This is a genomic window from Burkholderia sp. MSMB1588 (genome assembly GCF_001546925.1).
GTDB classification, from domain to species: Bacteria; Pseudomonadota; Gammaproteobacteria; order Burkholderiales; family Burkholderiaceae; genus Burkholderia; species Burkholderia humptydooensis.
This window is the reverse complement of record NZ_CM003770.1, coordinates 2,467,307-2,485,587: the sequence shown is the minus strand read 5'-3', so window position 1 is coordinate 2,485,587 and position 18,281 is coordinate 2,467,307. Positions and strand designations below refer to the sequence as shown.

General features: G+C 69.1%; 21 protein-coding genes. 10 read left to right on the top strand and 11 right to left on the bottom strand.

What is annotated here, in order from left to right:
* Window positions 1-98 precede the first annotated feature (98 nt).
* The 3 genes from WS92_RS10295 to WS92_RS10285 form a co-directional block, all read right to left on the bottom strand.
* Window positions 99-413, bottom strand: coding sequence for a DUF4148 domain-containing protein (locus WS92_RS10295; protein ID WP_059930323.1), 315 nt, complete (start codon window positions 411-413; stop codon window positions 99-101).
* Between the two features lie 303 nt (window positions 414-716).
* On the bottom strand, window positions 717-1,883 hold the full coding sequence (locus WS92_RS10290) for an FAD-dependent monooxygenase (protein ID WP_059930107.1): 1,167 nt from the start codon (window positions 1,881-1,883) through the stop codon (window positions 717-719).
* A 425-nt stretch (window positions 1,884-2,308) separates the two neighbouring features.
* Complete coding sequence (locus WS92_RS10285; RefSeq protein WP_059930105.1) at window positions 2,309-3,046, bottom strand: helix-turn-helix domain-containing protein; 738 nt, start codon at window positions 3,044-3,046, stop codon at window positions 2,309-2,311.
* Window positions 3,047-3,397: 351 nt separating this feature from the next.
* Here WS92_RS10285 and WS92_RS10280 point away from each other — a divergent pair, with 351 nt between their 5' ends.
* Window positions 3,398-3,586, top strand: coding sequence for a DUF2964 family protein (locus WS92_RS10280; RefSeq protein WP_009914759.1), 189 nt, complete (start codon window positions 3,398-3,400; stop codon window positions 3,584-3,586).
* A 127-nt stretch (window positions 3,587-3,713) separates the two neighbouring features.
* On the opposite strand, the gene WS92_RS10275 is transcribed toward WS92_RS10280, so the two are convergent.
* On the bottom strand, window positions 3,714-4,163 hold the full coding sequence (locus WS92_RS10275; protein ID WP_006027494.1) for a hypothetical protein: 450 nt from the start codon (window positions 4,161-4,163) through the stop codon (window positions 3,714-3,716).
* A 221-nt stretch (window positions 4,164-4,384) separates the two neighbouring features.
* Here WS92_RS10275 and WS92_RS10270 point away from each other — a divergent pair, with 221 nt between their 5' ends.
* Window positions 4,385-4,675: a DUF1488 family protein gene (locus tag WS92_RS10270; protein WP_009914761.1), complete on the top strand. Its 291-nt coding sequence runs from the start codon at window positions 4,385-4,387 to the stop codon at window positions 4,673-4,675.
* A 60-nt stretch (window positions 4,676-4,735) separates the two neighbouring features.
* Window positions 4,736-4,975 carry a hypothetical protein gene (locus WS92_RS10265; protein WP_009914763.1) on the top strand — a complete coding sequence of 80 codons (240 nt, stop codon included), beginning with the start codon at window positions 4,736-4,738 and terminating at the stop codon, window positions 4,973-4,975.
* Between the two features lie 77 nt (window positions 4,976-5,052).
* Here WS92_RS10265 and WS92_RS10260 read toward each other — a convergent pair whose 3' ends face one another.
* A complete protein-coding gene (locus tag WS92_RS10260) occupies window positions 5,053-5,700 on the bottom strand; it encodes a response regulator (RefSeq protein WP_006027491.1) in 648 nt (215 codons plus the stop codon).
* A gap of 463 nt (window positions 5,701-6,163) precedes the next feature.
* Between WS92_RS10260 and WS92_RS10255 the strand changes: the two genes are divergently transcribed.
* Window positions 6,164-6,622 carry a universal stress protein gene (locus tag WS92_RS10255; RefSeq protein WP_015603350.1) on the top strand — a complete coding sequence of 153 codons (459 nt, stop codon included), beginning with the start codon at window positions 6,164-6,166 and terminating at the stop codon, window positions 6,620-6,622.
* A 267-nt stretch (window positions 6,623-6,889) separates the two neighbouring features.
* Here the strand turns inward: WS92_RS10255 and WS92_RS10250 are convergent, their stop codons facing one another.
* From WS92_RS10250 to WS92_RS10240, 3 genes are all read right to left on the bottom strand, one after another.
* Entirely contained in the window at window positions 6,890-7,726 is an 837-nt protein-coding gene (locus WS92_RS10250) for a universal stress protein (RefSeq protein ID WP_006027488.1), read from the bottom strand.
* Complete coding sequence (locus WS92_RS10245) at window positions 7,726-8,220, bottom strand: universal stress protein (RefSeq protein ID WP_006027487.1); 495 nt, start codon at window positions 8,218-8,220, stop codon at window positions 7,726-7,728. Before WS92_RS10245 ends, WS92_RS10250 begins: the two co-directional genes overlap by 1 nt.
* A 119-nt stretch (window positions 8,221-8,339) precedes the next feature.
* On the bottom strand, window positions 8,340-9,179 hold the full coding sequence (locus WS92_RS10240) for a universal stress protein (RefSeq protein ID WP_059930103.1): 840 nt from the start codon (window positions 9,177-9,179) through the stop codon (window positions 8,340-8,342).
* Window positions 9,180-9,428: 249 nt separating this feature from the next.
* On the opposite strand from WS92_RS10240, the gene WS92_RS10235 reads away from it, so the two are divergent.
* The 5 genes from WS92_RS10235 to WS92_RS10215 all read left to right on the top strand — a co-directional run bounded on the left by WS92_RS10235 (window position 9,429) and on the right by WS92_RS10215 (window position 14,943).
* Window positions 9,429-10,469, top strand: a complete 1,041-nt coding sequence (locus WS92_RS10235) for a zinc-dependent alcohol dehydrogenase family protein (protein WP_015603004.1) — start codon at window positions 9,429-9,431, stop codon at window positions 10,467-10,469.
* Between the two features lie 190 nt (window positions 10,470-10,659).
* Window positions 10,660-11,685, top strand: a complete 1,026-nt coding sequence (locus WS92_RS10230; protein WP_059930322.1) for a VTT domain-containing protein — start codon at window positions 10,660-10,662, stop codon at window positions 11,683-11,685.
* A 179-nt stretch (window positions 11,686-11,864) separates the two neighbouring features.
* Window positions 11,865-13,073: an MFS transporter gene (locus WS92_RS10225; RefSeq protein WP_015603542.1), complete on the top strand. Its 1,209-nt coding sequence runs from the start codon at window positions 11,865-11,867 to the stop codon at window positions 13,071-13,073.
* 223 nt (window positions 13,074-13,296) lie between these two features.
* Window positions 13,297-14,058, top strand: coding sequence for an SDR family NAD(P)-dependent oxidoreductase (locus WS92_RS10220; protein ID WP_059930101.1), 762 nt, complete (start codon window positions 13,297-13,299; stop codon window positions 14,056-14,058).
* A 15-nt stretch (window positions 14,059-14,073) separates the two neighbouring features.
* A complete protein-coding gene (locus WS92_RS10215) occupies window positions 14,074-14,943 on the top strand; it encodes a CmcJ/NvfI family oxidoreductase (protein ID WP_059930099.1) in 870 nt (289 codons plus the stop codon).
* 581 nt (window positions 14,944-15,524) lie between these two features.
* On the opposite strand, the gene WS92_RS10210 is transcribed toward WS92_RS10215, so the two are convergent.
* Window positions 15,525-15,767 (bottom strand): helix-turn-helix domain-containing protein, encoded by a 243-nt coding sequence (locus WS92_RS10210; protein ID WP_009914773.1) that lies wholly within the window; start codon window positions 15,765-15,767, stop codon window positions 15,525-15,527.
* A 150-nt stretch (window positions 15,768-15,917) separates the two neighbouring features.
* On the opposite strand from WS92_RS10210, the gene WS92_RS10205 reads away from it, so the two are divergent.
* On the top strand, window positions 15,918-16,208 hold the full coding sequence (locus WS92_RS10205; RefSeq protein WP_043282781.1) for an H-NS histone family protein: 291 nt from the start codon (window positions 15,918-15,920) through the stop codon (window positions 16,206-16,208).
* A 33-nt stretch (window positions 16,209-16,241) separates the two neighbouring features.
* Here the strand turns inward: WS92_RS10205 and WS92_RS10200 are convergent, their stop codons facing one another.
* Window positions 16,242-17,543, bottom strand: coding sequence for an acyl-CoA dehydrogenase family protein (locus tag WS92_RS10200; protein WP_059930097.1), 1,302 nt, complete (start codon window positions 17,541-17,543; stop codon window positions 16,242-16,244).
* Window positions 17,544-17,712: 169 nt separating this feature from the next.
* On the bottom strand, window positions 17,713-18,216 hold the full coding sequence (locus WS92_RS10195; RefSeq protein WP_059930095.1) for a DUF6632 domain-containing protein: 504 nt from the start codon (window positions 18,214-18,216) through the stop codon (window positions 17,713-17,715).
* Between the last annotated feature and the right edge of the window lie 65 nt (window positions 18,217-18,281).

Here is an 18,281-nt window from a genome sequence, read left to right as displayed (position 1 = left end):
GCGGCGGTTTCAGCGCGCGATGGCGATCGGCATGACGATCGATCGCTTTCGATGCGGGCCTGCGTGCGCGATTTGCGCACGCAGGCCCGCATCATCGGTCAACGGTGACGATACGGCGTGTCCCAGCCGCCCGACGTCGGCGATACGCGCTGCCCGGACTGCATCGCGCCGCCGCCGCCGCTGCCATAGCCGGAGGTGTCCGCGCCGTTCGCCGGCGCGAGACGGGCCTCGGCCGCCTGGATGTTGGCCGGATACTGGTTCTTCGAAGGCTGGTAGCCGGCCTTTTCGAGCCGGATCAGTTCGTCGCGCACTTGCGCGCGCGTCATCGGCGCCTCGGTCGACGGCTGCGCGAACGACAGGGCCGGAACGGCGAGCGCCAGGGCAAGCGCGGCCATTTGCAGAGCGGTTTTCATGATGCGTACCTCCATCTGTCCCGCCGCGGGCGAACATGCTCGCAGCCGGTGACTCAAGCTTGGCAAATCCGCCTTAAGAGAGGGTTAACGGCATCGTATCGGATGTTGCGGTGTGTGATGCGACGCGCGGCGATCCGCGATCGCGCGCCGCGCAACCGGCCGGCTCGACGAGCGCCGGGCGCGGGGCCGCGTCCCGTTTGCGCCGCGCCCGGCCGCACGGACCGTCGATACAACTTGTTTCAGCTTCGCCGCCGCCGCGGCCCCGCGGCAGCGTGCTGATCCGATCGCGCGGAACGCTGGCGATCACGCTTCGGCGTCGGTGCCCAGCAACGCGGCGTCGCGTCCGCTCGTCTGCAATTGCGACCGGAAGTTGGCGAGGAGCGCGGCGCGATCGTGGTACGTGGTCGCCAGCGCATGGCCGTACGAGATCACCGCTTCGTTGACGGGATGCCGGATGCGCTCGAACCGGTCGAGCGCATCGGCGAGCGCGATCTGTCCGCTCAGGTGCAGGTCGAGGCACTCGCCGAGTTCGCCCGCGTCCTCGATCGCGAGGTTCATGCCCTGGCCCGTGATCGGATGGATGCTGTGCGCTGCGTCGCCGAGCAGCGCGACGTTGCGCTTGTGATAGCAGTCGAGATTCATTCGCCCGAGCGGGATCGACGGAAATTCCGTGCCCGGGCCGATCGCCGCCATCGCGTCGGCGCTCTCGTCGCCGACGAATTCGGCCAGACGCGCAACCAGCTTCGTGCGCGTCGCGTCGGCGAGATAATTTTGCATGTCGCTCGCCGGAAAGCTGACGACGAGACGCGTCGCTTCGTTGCCGATCGGATAGAAATAGGCGAGCCCCTGGTTCGAATCGACGTACAGCCTGTTGCATTCGCGAACGCTGTCGGTGAGCGCGATCGTGCCGAACGCCATTGGCGCCGCATACGGAACGCGCTCGGCATGCGCGCGCAGCACGTCGCTGCGGATCATCGAGCGCGCGCCGTCCGCGCCGATCAGCACTGTCGGCGCGACGGTCTCGCCGTCGCTCAACGCGAGCGACGTCACCGTGCCGTCGGCGTCCTGCTCGATCCGCTCGATCGACGTCTCGAAGCGCAGGCGCACATTGGGCAGGCCGTCGAGCTTCGCGAGCAGCAAGCGGCGCAATTGCTCGCACGGAATCAGGATGAAGAAGCCGAGCGCGCTGGACGTCCGGTAGTCGAGCGACGCAATCGGCTCCTTGTCGTGGAACAGCTTCATCGCGTCGCGCCTGAGTCCGCCGGCGGCGAACACGTCGTCGAGCAGCCCCATCTTGCGAACGATGCCGATGCCGGAAGGCTTCAGCAAATCGGCGCCGTTCTGCGCGCGGTTGCGCGCCGCACGCTCGACCACCGTGACGCTGTGGCCCCGCGTTCCGAGCAGGTGCGCGAGTGCGACGCCCGCAATGCCGCTGCCGTTGATCAGTACATCGACTTGATTGTTTTTCATAGTGGGTTCGTTTGATTCCAGTGGTCGCCGTCGACGGTCGGTCCCGACGCCGGATGGGCCCGGTCAGGCGAATTGCAACGCAGGTCTATGAAAGAGATTGATGGGCCGCTTCGATTTTTCCATTGATTTATTCGTGGATTTTGAGTCGCCAAATCATCGGGCGTCGCGAAGGAAATGCATCGTCGGCGGCGCTCGCCGGCCGCGCCAGAAATCGTATTAAAGATGCAAAAAATACGCAAATAAATATGATTGTAAATGGATGGGCGAGGCGTTTCGGCGGGGGATTTATTTGTTTTGATTTATTGAAAATTCAATCCATTCATTTCCGCCGCGTTGAAACGAATGTGCTGATTGAATTGATGCGTGCGATGGCGGGAGCCGCAGCGGCGGCGCGGACCGGCGCGCCGGCGTCGCTTGCGCGGCATTCAGCGCGTGGTTTTTTTCGCGACGCGGTGTGCGGCGTCATTCGTCGAGACCGCGCGCGGAACGGGCGCCTCCTTGCGCCGTTCGTTTTTTTGCGCCGAAGGCGGCGGCTCGATTTTCTTGTGCGCGGCGCGCGTGCGCGGCGGCTTCTGTCCGCCCGGCAGCGACGGAAACGCGGGCTGCCCGTCGCCGAAGAGCGGCAGCGTGCCGACCGCGATCAGCTCGACGGGCTCGTTGCCCACGTTCACGACGCGATGCCGCTCGTGCGCATTGAAGTGCAGCGAATCGCCGGGGCCGAGCGGATAGTCCTGCTTGCCGACCGTGTAGCGGACATGTCCCGACAGCACGAACACGAATTCGTCGCCGGCATGCGCGACCCATTCGGACGAATAGCCTTCCATCATCGATACCTTGACCGCGTTGAGCTGGCTGCCCGCGAAGGTCGTCGACAGGCGCTCGTAGCGCTGCTGCGTCGGACGGATCGAGTACGACTCGCGGCTGCCCTCGTGCGAATCCGGCCGATCCTGACGGGGCTGGTCGATGAGCGCGCTGAGCGGCGCGCGCAGCGCTTTGGCGACGTTGACGAGCGAAGAAATCGAAATGCCGGTCAGGTTGCGTTCGACTTGCGACAGGAATCCGACCGACAGGTTTGCCTCGGTGGCGACTTCGAGCAGCGTTTTTTTCAGCTCCCGGCGCAGGCGGCGGATGCGTCCGCCGATATGCATGATGTCCGAATCCATGAATCTCCCACGAGGCTACGGTTGCCGTTCGACACAAGGCGCGCGGCGCCTGCGATTGCGTCGGCCGTGCCCGTTGCGCGGGCGCGGCGCGGCGGTGATGCCCGAGCATTGTACAGCGACGCTTTTGGCTTTTTGCGCGTCTGGAAGCGCACTTCTACGCGGCGCCGGTGCGTCGTTCGCGCAGCTCGCAACGGCGGGCGGCGCTTGACTCAGGTCAAGGCCGCGATCGTGCGACGGGCGATCATACCGAAAGGCTGGACGGGAAGCACGAGCGTCGATCGCGCGTGACGACGCCGGCGCGCGGTGTCGACATTGGACGGCGGCCGCATACACGCAAGCCGGGAGACCGTCATGGTGCGCAAATATCGGGTCGTTCTCGCGACCATCGCCGTGTTCATTTCGCTCGCGGGGATGATGGAAGCCGTTCGCGGCCTGCTGTTCGACAGCAGCGCCGAGTTTTTCTATGGCGTGATCGCGCTGTCGGTCGGCGTCGCCGCGTTCGTCGTGCTGCTGAATCCGACGGCGAAGGACGAGCGCTGACGGCGTCGCGGCGCGCGGGCCCGATCGGTCGGCAGGTTCGCTCGCGGATGGGGAGGCGCGATCCGATCACACGCGTTTGCGTCGCGCGCGCACGGCGATCACCGCGACGGCCGCGCCCGCATATCGCTCAGTTCGTCACCACCATTGCATGCGCGCGCTTGCCGGCGTCCGGCAATGCGCCCCACGTGAGTGGAACGAACACCGTGCCGCCCGCTTTCTCGATCGTCTCGACGAACGCGCCGAGCGTCGCGCCCGCGGCGATCGCGAGCGGCTCGCCGCCGAAGTAGCTTTCGGTCCGAAGCCACGGCGCGAGGCCTTCGTTGATGTCGACGACGCTGCACGTGAGCCCGCCGCGCCCGGCCTCGGGCGGCAGCAGCGGGCCGTCGAACGCGACGCGCAGGATCTGGTCGGGGCTGTCGCCGTAGGGCGGTCCGGCGTACAGTTCGTAAGGCGCCTCGCTCCAGCGGTCGCCGCACTGGCGATCGAGCGGCAAGCACGTGAAGTAGGCCCACGGATTGCGCACGAAGCAGAGGCGATAGGTGTCGCGCACGCCTTCGAGATTCGCTTTCAGTGTCATGGCCCGCCCCATCGTTCGGCGCGTGCGAGGCCGGCACGAAGGGCGCGACGGCGCACGCGACGAAACGATCATCGCCCCGTTGCCCGCCGGCGTGTTGACGCAGATCAACCGCGCGCCGCGCGCGGCCGGTTGACGTGGGTCAAGCGGGCGGCGCGGCGCGGCTCTATGCTGAAGCATCGATGGTCCGCTGCGCGTGCCGGCAGTGGCTACAGGAGATTGTCATGCCCGTCATGAAGATTTCGTTTCCTCTGGATCCGCCGCCCGAGTACTGCGCGCGCGATCTCGTCGTCGCATTTCCGGCGCTCGTCGACGGCGAGTACGTGCAATGCGCGATCACGGCCGAGGCGCTCGAGGATCATTTCGGCGCGGCGTCGCTGAAGGAGGACGATCTGCTCGCGGCGTTCGACCTGCATCGCGGCAAGATCGAGCATGCCGCGCGCCGGATGCTCGACGAGATCGGCGGCAAGCCGGTCCTGCTGCACAGCGGGTTCTTTCGATTCCTTTACGAATAGCGCACGCATGCCGCGCGGCGTCGCGCGGCGCCGCGTCGGCCGATCCGGCTGGAGAGCGACATGACGTTGTCAGGCAACATCAAGGACGGCGACTGGACGGTCGAAGTGACGACGTCGCCGGTGCAGGGCGGTTACGTGTGCGACATCAAGGTGATGCACAGTGCGCCGGGCGGCGGCGTGTTCCGGCACGCGTTCCGGCACGGCGGCACGTATCCGGCCGAGCGCGACGCGATGATCGAGGGGCTGCGCGCGGGCATGACCTGGATCGAGCTGAAGATGTCGAAAGCATTCAATTTGTAAGGCGGCCGCGCCGCGCGCCCGCAGGCCGGCCGCCCGGCTGCGTCGCTCATCGAGGCGCGCGGGCACGGGGGCGTGCGTCAATCCTCGTCCGGATCGTCGATCAGCTTGTGCCGCAACGCGTAGCGCACGAGCGCCGCTTCGTGCGGCATCTGCATCTTTTCGAGAATCCGCGTCTTGTACGTGCTGACCGTCTTCGCGCTCACGCACAGCTCGTCGGCGATCTGCGTGAGCGTCTGGCCGGACGCGATCCGGCGGAACACGTCGAACTCGCGGTCCGACAGCCGATGGTGCGGCAGCGTCTCCGCCGGCTCGTTCAGGCTTTGCGCGAAGCGCTCGGCCATCGCGAGGCTCACGTAGACGCCGCCCGAGGCGACCTTCGTCACCGCGCCGACGAGCTCCGAGCTCGCGCTTTCCTTCGTCAGATAGCCGGATGCGCCCGCGCGGAACGCGCGCACCGCGTACTGCTGCTCCGCGTGCATCGTCAGCACCAGGATCCGCAGCGCGGGCTTCTCTTCCTTGATCTGCTTGATCAGCTCGACGCCGTTGCGGCCCGGCATCGACAGGTCGAGCACGAGCACATTGGCGGGCGTCGAGCGCACGAGCGCGATCGTCGTCGCGCTGTCGAACGCTTCGCCGGCGACTTCGTAGCCGGACGCATTCTGCAGGATATGGCGCAGACCGTCGCGCACGAGCGCGTGGTCGTCGGCAATCAGAACCTTGATCATGGGTGGAAATCTTCCTGTCGAGTCGATTGCATCGGGGAGGTCGACCAGCGGGCGGCCGAACCGGCGCCGCGTGCGCCGGCCGCCGCGGGCGCGGCGGCGTGCAACCGCGCGGGCGGGCCGGCGCGTGGCGTGGCGCGCGCGCGTTCGTTTCGAGCCGTCGTCAGAGCGGTCTTCAAGGTCTTGCTCCCCGGTCGAGGCGGCCGCGACGCGGCGTCCCGAACGCGCGGACGCCCGCAAGTGGGCCGCAGCCTCTTATCATCAATATTGAGATGAAATTGTGCTCGATTTGGCTGCTTTTGGCCAATGGGATCGAAGCGCGCACGTGGCGGCTGCGGCGCCGCCGCATGCGCGCCGCCCGAGCGCACGCTTGATCCTCGTCAACGGTGGGCCGTCCGCGGCGCGCGAGACTCTCGGCAGGGCGTGCCCGCACGCGATCGAACGGTGTTTTCCGGAGGTGTCGACCATGTACAAAAGAATCTTCGCGGCGCTCGACGGCAGCCGCAGCGCGAGCGTCGCGCTCGACGAAGCGATCAAGGTCGCCAAGACGTTCGGCGCGACGGTGACGGCCGTGTGCGTCGTCGAGCACAAGCCGCAGCTCGTCGACGTCGACGCCGCGTACCTCGAGCCGCAGGACGACGACGGCCCGGCGACCGACATCGCGACCCGCGTGCTCGCCGACGCGAAGGCGCGGCTCGCGCAGCATCGCATCGAGGGCTCGGTGCGCGCGATCGATTCGTATGGCGAGGACGTCGCGGCGGTGCTGATGCGCACGGCCGCCGAGTGCGGCGCCGATCTGATCGTGATGGGCACCCGCGGGCGCCACGGAATACGTCGGCTGCTGCTCGGCAGCGTCGCGGAATCGCTGCTGCGGATCGCGGACCGGCCCGTGTTGCTGCGCCGCCACGACGAATCCGCCGCCTGACGCGGCGCACGGGGCGCACGGTGTTCGCATGCTGCGTTGCGGCAAGCGGGCGCGGCAATCGGATCGGCGAAGCGCGGAGGTCGCCACGCGGCGATATCCTGACGCCACGAGGCGGCGGTCGCGATCGCCGCCGGCCTTCGGGCGGGGCGACCGTCGCGTGATCGACGCGCGGGTTCGCCCGGCAGCAATGAAGGGAAGGCGCCCGAGACGGGCGCGGCCGGCCCGCGCCGGCACCGGTTCCGCCCGACGCCGCCGCCGCAGTGTCGCTCAATGCGACAGCAGCACGGGCACCGTCATCGATTCGAACATCGTCCGGGTCACGCCACCCAGCACGCGTTCGCGCGCGCGCGTATGGCCGTAAGCGCCCATCACGAGCAGGTCCGCGTGCAGGTCGGCCGCGCGGTTCAACAGCGCCGCGCCGGTCTCGACGCCCGGCACGTGCGCCGACGTCGAGAACGATGCCTGGATGCCGTGCCGGCCGAGATACGCGGCGACGTCGATGCCCGCGGGCGCGAGATCGGCGCCCGTCTTGCGGCGGTACATCACGCTTTCGACGGTCACGAAGCGCGCGCGCTTCAGGATCGGCAGCGCATCCGCGACCGCGCGCGCCGCCTCGCGGCTGCCGTTCCACGCGACCAGCACGTTCTCGCCGAACGTGTGCATCGCGCCCGTGAACGGCAGCACGATCGCCGGCACGCCGCAGCTCATCACGACGTCGTCGACGAAGTGCTGCTCGATGAACGCCGCGTCGTCGCCCGGATCGGGCTGGCCGAGCACGACGAGGTCCGCATGGCGCGCGTGCAGCGTCGCGACGTCGGTGGGCGGCCCGGCCGGCGCGCGCCATTCGAAGTTGACGCCCGCGCGTTCGCCGGCGGCCGTGAAGCGCGCCTGCGCGGCGTCGCGTCTCGCGGCGTGCTGCGCCTCGTTCGCCGCGAGGCGCAGGCTCTCGTCGCGGCGAAAGAGCGGCCGCATCAGGTCCTGGCATACGGCGTACAGGCCGATCGCGTGTGCGTCCCAGCGCCGCGCGAGGTCGAGCGCGAACTCGGTGCGCGCGCCGCTCTGGCGGCTGTCGTCGACATGAACGAGCAAAGTCTTGAATTTCATCACGCAGTCTCCGTCGGATGAGTGGCGTTCGCGTCGGCGGCCGGCGCGCCGCGGGCCGGAATCATCAGCACCGGGCAGCGGGCGTGCCGCAGCAGCCGTTCGGCGACGCTGCCGAGCATCAGCCGGCGAACGCCGCGCCGGCCGTGCGTGCCCATCACGATCAGGCTCGCGCCGATCTCGCGCGCCGCGCGCTCGAGGCGTTCGGCGACGTCCTCGCCCGGCGGCTCGACCTCGACGAGCCGCGGCGCGCCGGCGACGCCGCGCCGCGTCATCCGGGCCTGTGCGTCGTCGAGCACGCGCCGGCCTTCCTCGCGAAACGCATCGATGAGGATCGACGGATCGTAGCCCGGCGTGTCGAATGCGAACACCGGCATGTCGACGACATAGACGGGCACGAGCCGCGCGCCCGTGTCGACGGCGAGCTGCAGCGCCGAGTCGAGCGCATGCGACGCGGTCTCGCTGCCGTCGAGCGCGACAAGAATGATCGAATACATGTCTGTCTCCCAACACCCGTTTCGTTCGGCCCGCGCCCACCGCGCACCGCGCGGCTCGGCTCGGCTCGCCGCCCGCGCGCCTCTTCGGGCGGCATCGGACGCGCGCGCTGTCGTGCCGCTCAGTGCGACATCAGGACCGGCACCGTCATCGACGCAAAGATCGTGCGCGTCACGCCGCCGAGGATCAGCTCCTTCCAGCGCGCGTGGCCGTATGCGCCCATCACGAGCAGGTCGGTGCCTGATTCGTACGCGTGCGACAGCAGCAAGTCGCCGATCGACGCGTCGCGCGAGCGTTCGAGGTCGCGCACGTCGATGTTCGCGTGATGCCGCGCGAGCGTGAGCGCGATGTCGGCGCCCGGAATCCGCGCGCCGGGCGGCTCCTGCCCGGCGCCGTTCACGGTGACGATCGTCGTCTTCGTCGCGAGCGCGAGGAACGGCGCCGCGTCGTGGACGGCGCGCGTCGCCTCGCGGCTGCCGTCCCACGCGACGAGCACGCGGGTGCCGATCGCGGACGGCATGCCCGCGTAAGGCAACAGCAGCACCGGGCGGCCCGCCGACAGCACGAGCGTGTCGGGGAAGCTGTCGTCGACGTAGGTTTCCGGGTCGTCCGGATCGGCCTGGCCGGCGATCACGAGGTCCGCGTAGCGCGCGTAGTGCGGCACCGCTTCGTTCGCGCGCGCTTCGGCGACGATCCACTGGCCCTCGACGTTCGCGCGCTTGAGTTCCGCATGGAACAGGCGCTCGAGCGCCGCGCGCTTCTCGCCGCGCCGCTTTTCCTGGTCGGCGAAGTAGTCGGCGGTGCCCGCCATCACGTAGAACGACGTCGGCTCGGGCGTGTAGATCGAGAAGATCGCGCTCAGGTACGCGCCGAACTGGCGCGCGAGCGTCAGCGCCGTTTCGAGCCGCGTGCGCGCGCGATCGCTCGTGTCGAGGTGGACCAGGATGCTCTTGTAGCTCATCGCTCGTTCTCCTAGGTTCCGGCGCGTCGCGCGCCGTTTTGGACGTATGTCCCCAGTCTATGAAGCGCGCGGGCGGCGCGCTTGACTCAGATCAAAGCCCGTCGGGCCGCCCGGCCGGGCCCGCGTGCTGCGCGCGTGCGTCGCATCCGCGTGGGCCGCGGCGCTTGATGCGCGTCAACCGGCGTGCGCGCGGCGCGCCTAGAGTGAGGCGCGAGGGGCATTCCACGCCCCGCGAGCGGAGAACACGACATGAAAGCGCTGGTGTATCACGGGCCCGGCCGCAAGTCGCTGGACGAGCGCCCGATGCCCGAGCTGGTCGCACCGACGGACGTCATCGTGCGCGTCACGCGCACGACGATCTGCGGCACCGACCTGCATATCCTGAAAGGCGACGTGCCGAGCTGCGAGCCCGGGCGCATTCTCGGCCACGAGGGCGTCGGCGTCGTGCATCGCGCGGGCGCCGCGGTGAGCACGCTGAAGGAGGGCGACCGCGTGCTGATCTCGTGCATCTCGTCGTGCGGGCAGTGCGAATACTGCCGGCGCGGGATGTATTCGCACTGCGCGACGGGCGGCTGGATTCTCGGCAACCGGATCGACGGCACGCAGGCCGAATACGTGCGGATCCCGCACGCGCAGACGAGCCTGTACCGGATTCCCCCCGGCGCCGACGAGGAGGCGCTCGTGATGCTGTCCGACATCCTGCCGACGGGCTTCGAGTGCGGCGTGCTGAACGGCCGCGTGCAGCCGGGCGGCACGGTCGCGATCGTCGGTGCGGGGCCGATCGGGCTCGCGGCGCTCTTGACCGCGCAGTTCTATTCGCCCGCGCAGATCGTGATGATCGATCCGGACCCGAACCGGCTCGCCGTCGCGCAGCGCTTCGGCGCGACCGCGTGCATCGACAACGGCCAGGTCGACGCGGTGGCCGAGGTGAAGGCGCTGACGGGCGACGGCGTGGACTGCGCGATCGAAGCCGTCGGCATTCCGGCGTCGTTCGAGCTGTGCCAGCAGATCATCGCGCCGGGCGGCGTGATCGCGAACGTCGGCGTGCACGGCGTGAAGGCGGATCTGCATCTCGAGACGCTGTGGGACCGCAACATCACGATCACGACCCGGCTCGTCGACACGTCGAGCACGCCGATGCTGCTGAAGACCGTCGGCGCGGGGCGGCTCGACCCGAAGCGGCTGATCACGCACCGTTTTCCGCTCGCCGGCATCGAGCAGGCATACGAGACGTTCGGTCATGCGGCGAACACGCGCGCGCTGAAGGTCATCGTCGAAGTGTCCGAGTAGGCGTGCACCGGGTGCCCGGGTAGGCGCGCCCGGGCGGCATGCGCTCGCGCCCTCGCGCGAGCCCGTCACGAAACGCGTTTAGAATGCGGGATGCCGATCCACGCCGCGCACGCGCCGCGGCGGGCGCCGCGGTTCTCCGCGGGCGCCGACGCCACCCGGCTCGGCATTCGTCGCGTTCGAGGTGCGTTTCGTGTGGCATTTTCCGCAGGCTGTTCCCGCGTCGCTCGGTCCGTGGGCCGTGTTCGCCAGCGTGCTCGTCACGCAGCTCGGCATGCCCGTGCCGGCCGTGCCGATGCTGATCGTCGGCGGCACGATGGCGGCGATGGGGCAGGCATCCTATGCGAGCATGCTCGTCGCGGCCGTCGCCGCGACGGTGCTCGCCGATTCAATGTGGTTCTTCGCCGGACGCGCGCGCGGCCGGCGGCTCCTCAACGCGCTCGTGCGCTTCTCGCTGTCGCTCGACGCGACGCTGCGCGTCGCGCGCAAGGTGTTCGAAAAGCACGGCGCGCCGCTTCTCGTGCTCGCGAAGTTCCTGCCGGGCCTGGGGCTCGTGTCGGCGCCGCTGCTCGGCACGACGGCCGTCGCCGTGTGGGTGTTCCTGTTCTGGGACGTCGCGGGCGCGTCGTTATGGGCGAGCGTGTGGCTCTTCGGCGGCGCGGTGCTGCACGACGAGATCGTGCGGCTGATGCAGTGGGTGAGCGCGAGCGGCGGCACGCTGTTCGACGCGTTCGCCGCGATCTTCGTCACGTTCCTGTTGTACCGCTGGGCGATGCGCATGCGCTTTCGCCGCTGGCTCGCGAAGATTCGCATCAGCCCGCAGCAGCTCGATGCGATGCTGAAGTCGGCGGCGCCGCCCGTCGTGTTCGACGCGCGGCCGCGCGCGGTGCGCGAGAAGGAGGCGTACCGGATCGCGGGCGCGTATCCGCTCGATCTCGATTCGCCGGAGTCGCTGCATCCCGATCTGATGACGCGCCCGGTCGTCGTGTACTGCGTGTGCCCGAACGAAGCCACCGCGAAGCGCATCGTCAGCCAGCTCCAGCGCAAGCGCATCCGCCACGCGCTCGCGCTGAAGGGCGGCCTCGACGCGTGGGAGAAGCAGGGCTATCCGGTCGAGCCGCTGCCCGCGGACTTCGACGCCGCGCGCTACGTCGCGCCGCCGCCCGCCGAGCCCGCCGACGGCGGCGGCTATCCGATGCGCGCCGGCCTGACCGACTAGCCGCGCGTCGATCGGCGCGGCATGGCGGATCGATCCTGCCGCGCCTGCCCGGAGATTCCGGCGCCGCATTGCGTTGATGCATCGCTTCGGCGCATTGCTTCGATACTTCGATATATTGCTTCGACGTATCGCACGCATTCTTTCCCGTTTTGTCCCGATCGTTGCCCGAGAGCCTGCTAATGCCCGCGCATTCCGTTCCTTCCCGCCGTCCTCCGATTCCGCGCACCGTGTGGGCGCTCGGCTTCGTCAGCCTGTGCATGGACGTGTCGTCCGAGCTGATCCATGCGCTACTGCCGATCTATCTCGTGACGACGATGGGCATGAGCGTCGCGGCGCTCGGCGTGCTCGAAGGCGCGGCCGAGGCGACCGCGATGATCGTCAAGATCTTCTCCGGCGCGCTGAGCGACTGGCTCGGCCGGCGCAAGGCGTTGCTGCTGCTCGGCTACGGGCTCGCCGCGCTGACGAAGCCGCTCTTTCCGCTCGCATCCGGGCCGGCGACGGTTGCCGCCGCGAGGCTGCTCGACCGGGTCGGCAAGGGCATCCGCGGCGCGCCGCGCGATGCGCTCGTCGCCGACGTCGCGCCGCCCGAGATCCGCGGCGCGTGCTTCGGGCTGCGCCAGTCGATGGATACCGTCGGCGCGTTCGCGGGGCCGCTGCTCGCGATCGTGCTGATGCTCGCGTTCGCCGATCACATCCGCGCGGTGCTGTGGTTCGCGGTCGTGCCGGCGTTCGCCGCGATCGCGCTGATCCTGTTCGGCGTCGACGAGCCCGCCGCCGCGCCCGCCGCCGCGCGCACATTCCGCTCGCCGCTTCACTGGCGCGCGCTGCGCGCGTTTTCCGGACGCTACTGGTTCGTCGTGCTGATCGGCACCGCGTTTACGCTCGCGCGCTTCAGCGAGGCGTTCCTCGTGCTGCGCGCGCAGCAGGCGGGGCTCGACATCGCGTGGATTCCGGCCGTGATGGTCGTGATGAGCGTCGCGTATGCGGCGTCCGCGTATCCGGTCGGCATCGTGTCCGACACGTTCGGCGCGCGCGCGCCGCTCGCGGCCGGCATGCTGCTGCTGATCGCGGCCGATCTGCTGCTGGGCGCGAGCGCGTCGCCGACGGCGCTGTTCGCGGGCGTCGCCGTCTGGGGGCTGCACATGGGCTTCACGCAGGGGATGCTCGCCGCGCTCGTCGCGGAAACCGCGCCGGCGGAACTGCGCGGCACCGCGTTCGGCGTGTTCAATCTCGCGGGCGGGATCGCGATGCTGGCGGCGAGCGCGCTCGCCGGCTGGCTGTGGGAGCACCACGGCGCGCCGACGACGTTCTTCACCGGCGCGGCGCTCGCGGCCGTCGCGCTCGCGATGTGCGGGTTCGTTCGGCGGCGGCCGCGGCGGGCGGCCTGACGGTGGGCGAAGGCCGCCGCTCGCTCGTCCGCTTGCGTTGCCATTCACCTGCCAGACCCCCGTCAAGAACCGGCAAAACACCGACAAAACTGCGCGACCGACAGGGTTTTAAAAAGGCACTATGCTCAACGCTCCACCAACGAGCGCGTTCGCAGTCGTTCCGATAAACATATCTCGTTTTCTTCGTTTCGCACGCGCAACAGACGATATAGGGTTCGCCGATATGACGATCGATACGGTGTCATCCAGTTCCATTCCGCTCGCGTGGATCGCGGGCGTCGGCGCGAGCGCCGGGCTCGGCGCGGCCGTCGGCCGGCGCTTCGCGCGCGGCGGCTACGCCGTCGTGCTGACCGGGCGCACGCACGAGCGTCTCGCCGCGGTCGCGGGCGAGATCCGCGCGCAGGGCGGCGTCGCGCACGTCGCGAGCGGCGACATCGCGAGCGAGGCCGACGTCGAGCGCCTCGCGATCGAGGTGCGCACGCTCGGCACGCTGCGGGCCGCGGTGTTCAACGCGGGCAACGCGCTCCGTGCGCCGACGCTCGAACTGAGCGTCGCGCAATTCGAGAACGCGTGGCGCACGAACGTGATCGGCGGCTTCCTGTTCGCGAAGGCGGCGCTCGCGCAACTGCTCGACGCAGGCGACGACGCGCCCCGCAGCCTGCTGTTCACGGGCGCGACCGCGTCGCTGCGCGGCCGCCCGCCGTTCGCCGCGTTCGCGTCGGCGAAGGCGGGGCTGCGCTCGCTCGCGCAGACGCTCGCGCGCGAGTTCGGCCCGCGCGGCGTTCACGTCGCGCACGCGGTGATCGACGGCGGCATCGACGGCGAGCGGCTGCGCAGCGCGGCGCCCGAGCGCGCCGCGCAAGCGGGCGCCGACGGGCTGCTGTCGCCCGACGCGATCGCCGACAGTTACTGGCAGTTGCACGTGCAGCACCGCAGCGCGTGGACGCAGGAGCTCGATCTGCGTCCGTACAACGAAGCGTTTTGACGAGGAGCAGTCGCAATGAGCACGGTCATCGAAGAATGGCCGCCGGTGCAGGAAGGCGGCGAGATCGAAGCAGAGGTCAATTACCTGGCGAAGGGCGCCGCGCGTCCGGTGTCGTATACGTTCGAGCCGCCGCCCGGCACGCCGTGGGCGACGGGCGAGCTCGCGTCGCGCCGCGTGAAGATCCGCGACGCGCGGCCGCTTGCGGCGGCGGGCGCGCTCGGGCTCGATGCGAGCGGCTTCGAGCTCGTTGCGCATCGCACCGCGCTCGCGGATTTCGCCGACGACGCGGCGATCCGCTCGACCTACTACGCGGAAGTCGATGCGCTGCTGCGCGCGGCGACGGGCGCGGAAAAGGTCGTCATCTTCGATCACACGCTGCGCGACAGCGCGCACGGCTCGCGCGCGACGGCCACGCTGCGCGAGCCGGTGCGCCGCGTGCACAACGACCAGACGTTCGTGTCGGCGCCGCGCCGCGTGCGCGACCATCTGGGCGCCGACGAGGCCGCCGCGCGCTTGCGGCACCGCTTCGCGATCGTCAACGTCTGGCGTCCGCTCGACGTCGTCGAACGGCTGCCGCTCGCGCTGTGCGATGCGCGCACGATCGCGCCGGACGACCTGGTGCCGAGCGATCTCGTCTATCGCGACAAGGTCGGCGAGACCTATTCGGTCGTCGCGAATCCCGCGCACCGCTGGTTCTACTTTCCGCGGCTGCGCCGCGACGAGGTGCTGCTGCTGAAGATCTACGATTCGCTCGACGATGGCCGCGCGCGTCTCACCGCGCATACCGCGTTCGACGATCCGACGACGCCCGAGACGGCCGCGCCGCGCCGGAGCATCGAGGTGCGGGCGCTCGTGTTCTGGCCGGCGGCCGAGGCCGGGCGGTAAGCCGGGCGGCCGGCGTGCGCGAGGCGGCGCGCGTGCGGCGATGACGATGCGGCGAATGGAGTAGAACTTCGGTCGACCGATCGGGGCCGGCCACGCGCTGCGGCGTCGCATGCATTCGCCGTTCGCCGCCATTGCCGTCGCGTGCGCATTCGGGCTCGTGAGCAGTCGACGCTACGCGTGCGCGTCGCGGCGATCGGCGAACGGACGGCCCGGCAGCGGGCGACGCGTCGCGAGGCGATACGGGAGCGAAGTGCCTCGCCGCATCGTTTCGATGCGACGGAAGAATGAAGCGATTCGATTCCGGTGCGTGACCGATCGCGCGAGCGTCGATCCGATCCGCGACCGCGCGGTGTCGCGCGGTTGCCGCTTCGCGAGACGCTCTGTGGAGCGCCGCGTCTACCGTGCACTACTACGCGAGCCAGGCGGACCGGCGCGCCACTGCGCTCGCGACGGACGGCCGATACGCTGCACGACGCGCGACGCGATGAACACAGGCGAACGAACGCGCGGTCAAACGAAGCGGCGCACGCCGCGCGGCATTCAAATCGTTTCAAATGACGAGATGCAGCCGCATGAGCCATTCAAACGCCCGCGTCGATTAATTCAGATACGGCGTGGTTGGGCTCGATGCCGCAATGACGGCACCAATCGAGATAAAGGAGAATATCGACATAGCGTTCCCCGCGTTCGATCTTGGAGAGATAGGATTGGTCGATGCTCAGGCGCTCGGCCAATTGCGTCTGCGTGAGGCCGGCTGCTCTTCTCAGCGCGCGCAAATGCGTGCGCAGCACGACATAACGAGGGTGATGAATGGAAGGGAGCATGGGCGAATGCTCCCTGCTGAATCGAAATAGTCCACCTTGGCCTAATTGCGCTATGATAGCCGAAAACTGACTTCGGCACTCTTTAACATAACAACATGGTTTTCGATTGTCGGTCGAAAAGAGGCAGTGGAATCATACGGGGAAATGGTAATGGCAACATACAAGGAATTGCTTGCCCAATTGGATGATTTGAAGCAGCAGGCGAAGACCGCGCGCGCGGTCGAGTTGCCCGACGTGCTCGTCGAACTGCGCAAGAAGATCGTCGCGTACGGTCTCACGCAAAAAGATCTGTTCCCGCCTCGCCTCGGGCGGCCGAAGAAAGTCGACGCGCTGCCGAGGCCGCGCTATCGCGATCCGGACACGGGCGCGACATGGACAGGGCGCGGCCGCGCACCCGCCTGGATCGCCGGGCAGGACCGCGAGCGGTTCCTGGTCGATTAGCGCGCCGGCTGCGATCGCACGGCGTCGCCGGCGTCAGCGCGCGGCGTCCGCACGTGCGATCCCGAAGCGCTCGTTGTGCCCGACGCCGTTCAGATAGTAGTTGCCGATCGCCGCTTCGCGAACGATCGCCGGATTGTGCGAAGCGAGCACGCGCGCGTTGCGCCAGTGGCGATCGAAGCGGCGCGTCTCGCTCGTCGCCGATGCGCCGCCCACTTCGAACAGCAGCGTCGCGGCCTCGAGCGTCTGCGCGAGCACGATCTGCTGCGCCTGGAATGCCTGGATGTCGACGCGCACGTATGCATCTTCGGTCGCGCTGCCCGCTGCTCGCGCGGCGGACAGGTCGTCGAGCGTGCGTGCGATCGCCGCGACGAGGCTCTGCGTCGAATACGCGAGGCTCGCGAGCCGCCCGATCACGCGCTGCACGAGCGGATCGTGACGCGGGCTCGACGCGCCCGGCACGCCGAACGTGCGCGTGCGGTCGCGCGTGAAGGCGACCGCGTCGCGCAGCACCGCGCGCGTGATGCCCGCGAGATTCGCGAGATGCAGCGTCTGGAAATACGCGGTCAGCAGGCTGTTGCTGCGCGGCTGCGATGCATCGAAGCGCCGATAGATGTCGTCCGGCGCGACCTCGGCGCGCGTGAAGCGCGTCGTGCCGCTGCCCGTCAGGCGCTGGCCGAAGCCGTCCCAATCGTCGAGGCGCTCGACGCCCGGCGCGCCGGCCGGCACGAGCACGCGCAGGTCCGTATCGCCGTCGTTCGCGGTCACGTCGATCCAGTCCGCGTACAGCGTGCCTGTCGTGTAGTACTTCTCGCCGTCGAGATACAGCTTGCCGTTCTCTCGCGACAGCCGCACGGTGTTGCTCGTGACGGCGGCCCGCTCCGCGGTCGCGCCGCCGACGATCGTTCCGCGCGCGATGCGCGCGAACCAGCGGTCGCGCAGCGCGTCGTCGGCGCTCTCGTGCAGCATCTCGACGAAGCCGCCGTGCACGCGCAGGATCTGCGGCAGATTCGGATCGGCTTCGCCGAGCCGCGAGAGCAGCGCGAAGAACGGCGCGAGGCCGATGCCGTCGCCGCCCGCGGCCGTCGGCACGCGCAGCTTCGTGAAGCCCGCCGCGCGCAGCCACTCGACAGGTTCGTACGGCAGCTCGCGATGCTGGTCGCGCGCGACCGCGTCTTGCGCGATCCGGTCGAATATCGGGGCGAAGCGGCGGATCAGCGGATCGTCGTCGAACAGGCGCGCGGCGTCGGCGATCTTGCTGTCGTGCGCGTCGGCGTGCGACGGGGCGGCGGGCGTCGTGGTCCGCCGCAGCGTGGAATCGGGGCTGGAAATGGCCATCGGAGGTCCTGGCAGGGATGGGCGCGAAAAACAACCACGTTAAACGGAGCGCGCCCGCCCGGACAACGAACGAATCGTGCGATGCTTATGCGGCGCGAACGGGCGCGCGCGGCATGCCGCGCTTTCGCTCGCGCGCGCAAGGTGCGCGACTGCGCGCCCACGGCAGCGATCAACGGCCGAAACTCGCCGCGTGCCGCTTCGCCGCCTTGCTTCGCGCAGGAATCCACGTCGCGGCGAAGAGCGCGAGAGCGAACCAGCCGAGCGCGACGTCGCCGACCAGGTGGATGCGCTCGCCCGGCATCACCAGGCCCTGCACGAACATCAGCCCGAAGTGGGCGGCGTTCGCGACGACCGTGAAGTCGAGAAACAGCTTGTGCTCGAACGGATCGCTGGCGGCTTCCCACAGAAAGACGCCCCAGGCGACATAGACGGCCGAGATCATCAGTTCGTAGTGCTCGCCGCCGCCGTGCGCGCCGCCCCAGCGCACGAGGCGCAGCGCCAGCAGGCCGATGGGATCGCTCGCGATCCGATGGTCGATGCCGAGCAGGATCGTGACGATCGCCGTGCCGAAGAACAGCACGAAGCTGACGCCGAGCAGGCGGGTGATCAGCGATAGCCAAGGGGAGGCTTGCGGCCGGCCGCGCCCCTGAGACGAAGTCGAAGTGAAATGCACTGTTTGGGTGAGATCGTTCGAGGCGCGAGCGTTTCGGCGCGCGGCCGATGCGCTCGCGACTGCGA

Coding starts and splice junctions, on each gene's coding strand:
- WS92_RS10295 (WP_059930323.1), bottom strand. CDS start 413: ATGAAAACCGCTCTGCAAATGGCCGCGCTTGCCCTGGCGCTCGCCGTT.
- WS92_RS10290 (WP_059930107.1), bottom strand. CDS start 1,883: ATGAAAAACAATCAAGTCGATGTACTGATCAACGGCAGCGGCATTGCG.
- WS92_RS10285 (WP_059930105.1), bottom strand. CDS start 3,046: ATGGATTCGGACATCATGCATATCGGCGGACGCATCCGCCGCCTGCGC.
- WS92_RS10280 (WP_009914759.1), top strand. CDS start 3,398: ATGGTGCGCAAATATCGGGTCGTTCTCGCGACCATCGCCGTGTTCATT.
- WS92_RS10275 (WP_006027494.1), bottom strand. CDS start 4,163: ATGACACTGAAAGCGAATCTCGAAGGCGTGCGCGACACCTATCGCCTC.
- WS92_RS10270 (WP_009914761.1), top strand. CDS start 4,385: ATGCCCGTCATGAAGATTTCGTTTCCTCTGGATCCGCCGCCCGAGTAC.
- WS92_RS10265 (WP_009914763.1), top strand. CDS start 4,736: ATGACGTTGTCAGGCAACATCAAGGACGGCGACTGGACGGTCGAAGTG.
- WS92_RS10260 (WP_006027491.1), bottom strand. CDS start 5,700: ATGATCAAGGTTCTGATTGCCGACGACCACGCGCTCGTGCGCGACGGT.
- WS92_RS10255 (WP_015603350.1), top strand. CDS start 6,164: ATGTACAAAAGAATCTTCGCGGCGCTCGACGGCAGCCGCAGCGCGAGC.
- WS92_RS10250 (WP_006027488.1), bottom strand. CDS start 7,726: ATGAAATTCAAGACTTTGCTCGTTCATGTCGACGACAGCCGCCAGAGC.
- WS92_RS10245 (WP_006027487.1), bottom strand. CDS start 8,220: ATGTATTCGATCATTCTTGTCGCGCTCGACGGCAGCGAGACCGCGTCG.
- WS92_RS10240 (WP_059930103.1), bottom strand. CDS start 9,179: ATGAGCTACAAGAGCATCCTGGTCCACCTCGACACGAGCGATCGCGCG.
- WS92_RS10235 (WP_015603004.1), top strand. CDS start 9,429: ATGAAAGCGCTGGTGTATCACGGGCCCGGCCGCAAGTCGCTGGACGAG.
- WS92_RS10225 (WP_015603542.1), top strand. CDS start 11,865: ATGCCCGCGCATTCCGTTCCTTCCCGCCGTCCTCCGATTCCGCGCACC.
- WS92_RS10220 (WP_059930101.1), top strand. CDS start 13,297: ATGACGATCGATACGGTGTCATCCAGTTCCATTCCGCTCGCGTGGATC.
- WS92_RS10215 (WP_059930099.1), top strand. CDS start 14,074: ATGAGCACGGTCATCGAAGAATGGCCGCCGGTGCAGGAAGGCGGCGAG.
- WS92_RS10210 (WP_009914773.1), bottom strand. CDS start 15,767: ATGCTCCCTTCCATTCATCACCCTCGTTATGTCGTGCTGCGCACGCAT.
- WS92_RS10205 (WP_043282781.1), top strand. CDS start 15,918: ATGGCAACATACAAGGAATTGCTTGCCCAATTGGATGATTTGAAGCAG.
- WS92_RS10200 (WP_059930097.1), bottom strand. CDS start 17,543: ATGGCCATTTCCAGCCCCGATTCCACGCTGCGGCGGACCACGACGCCC.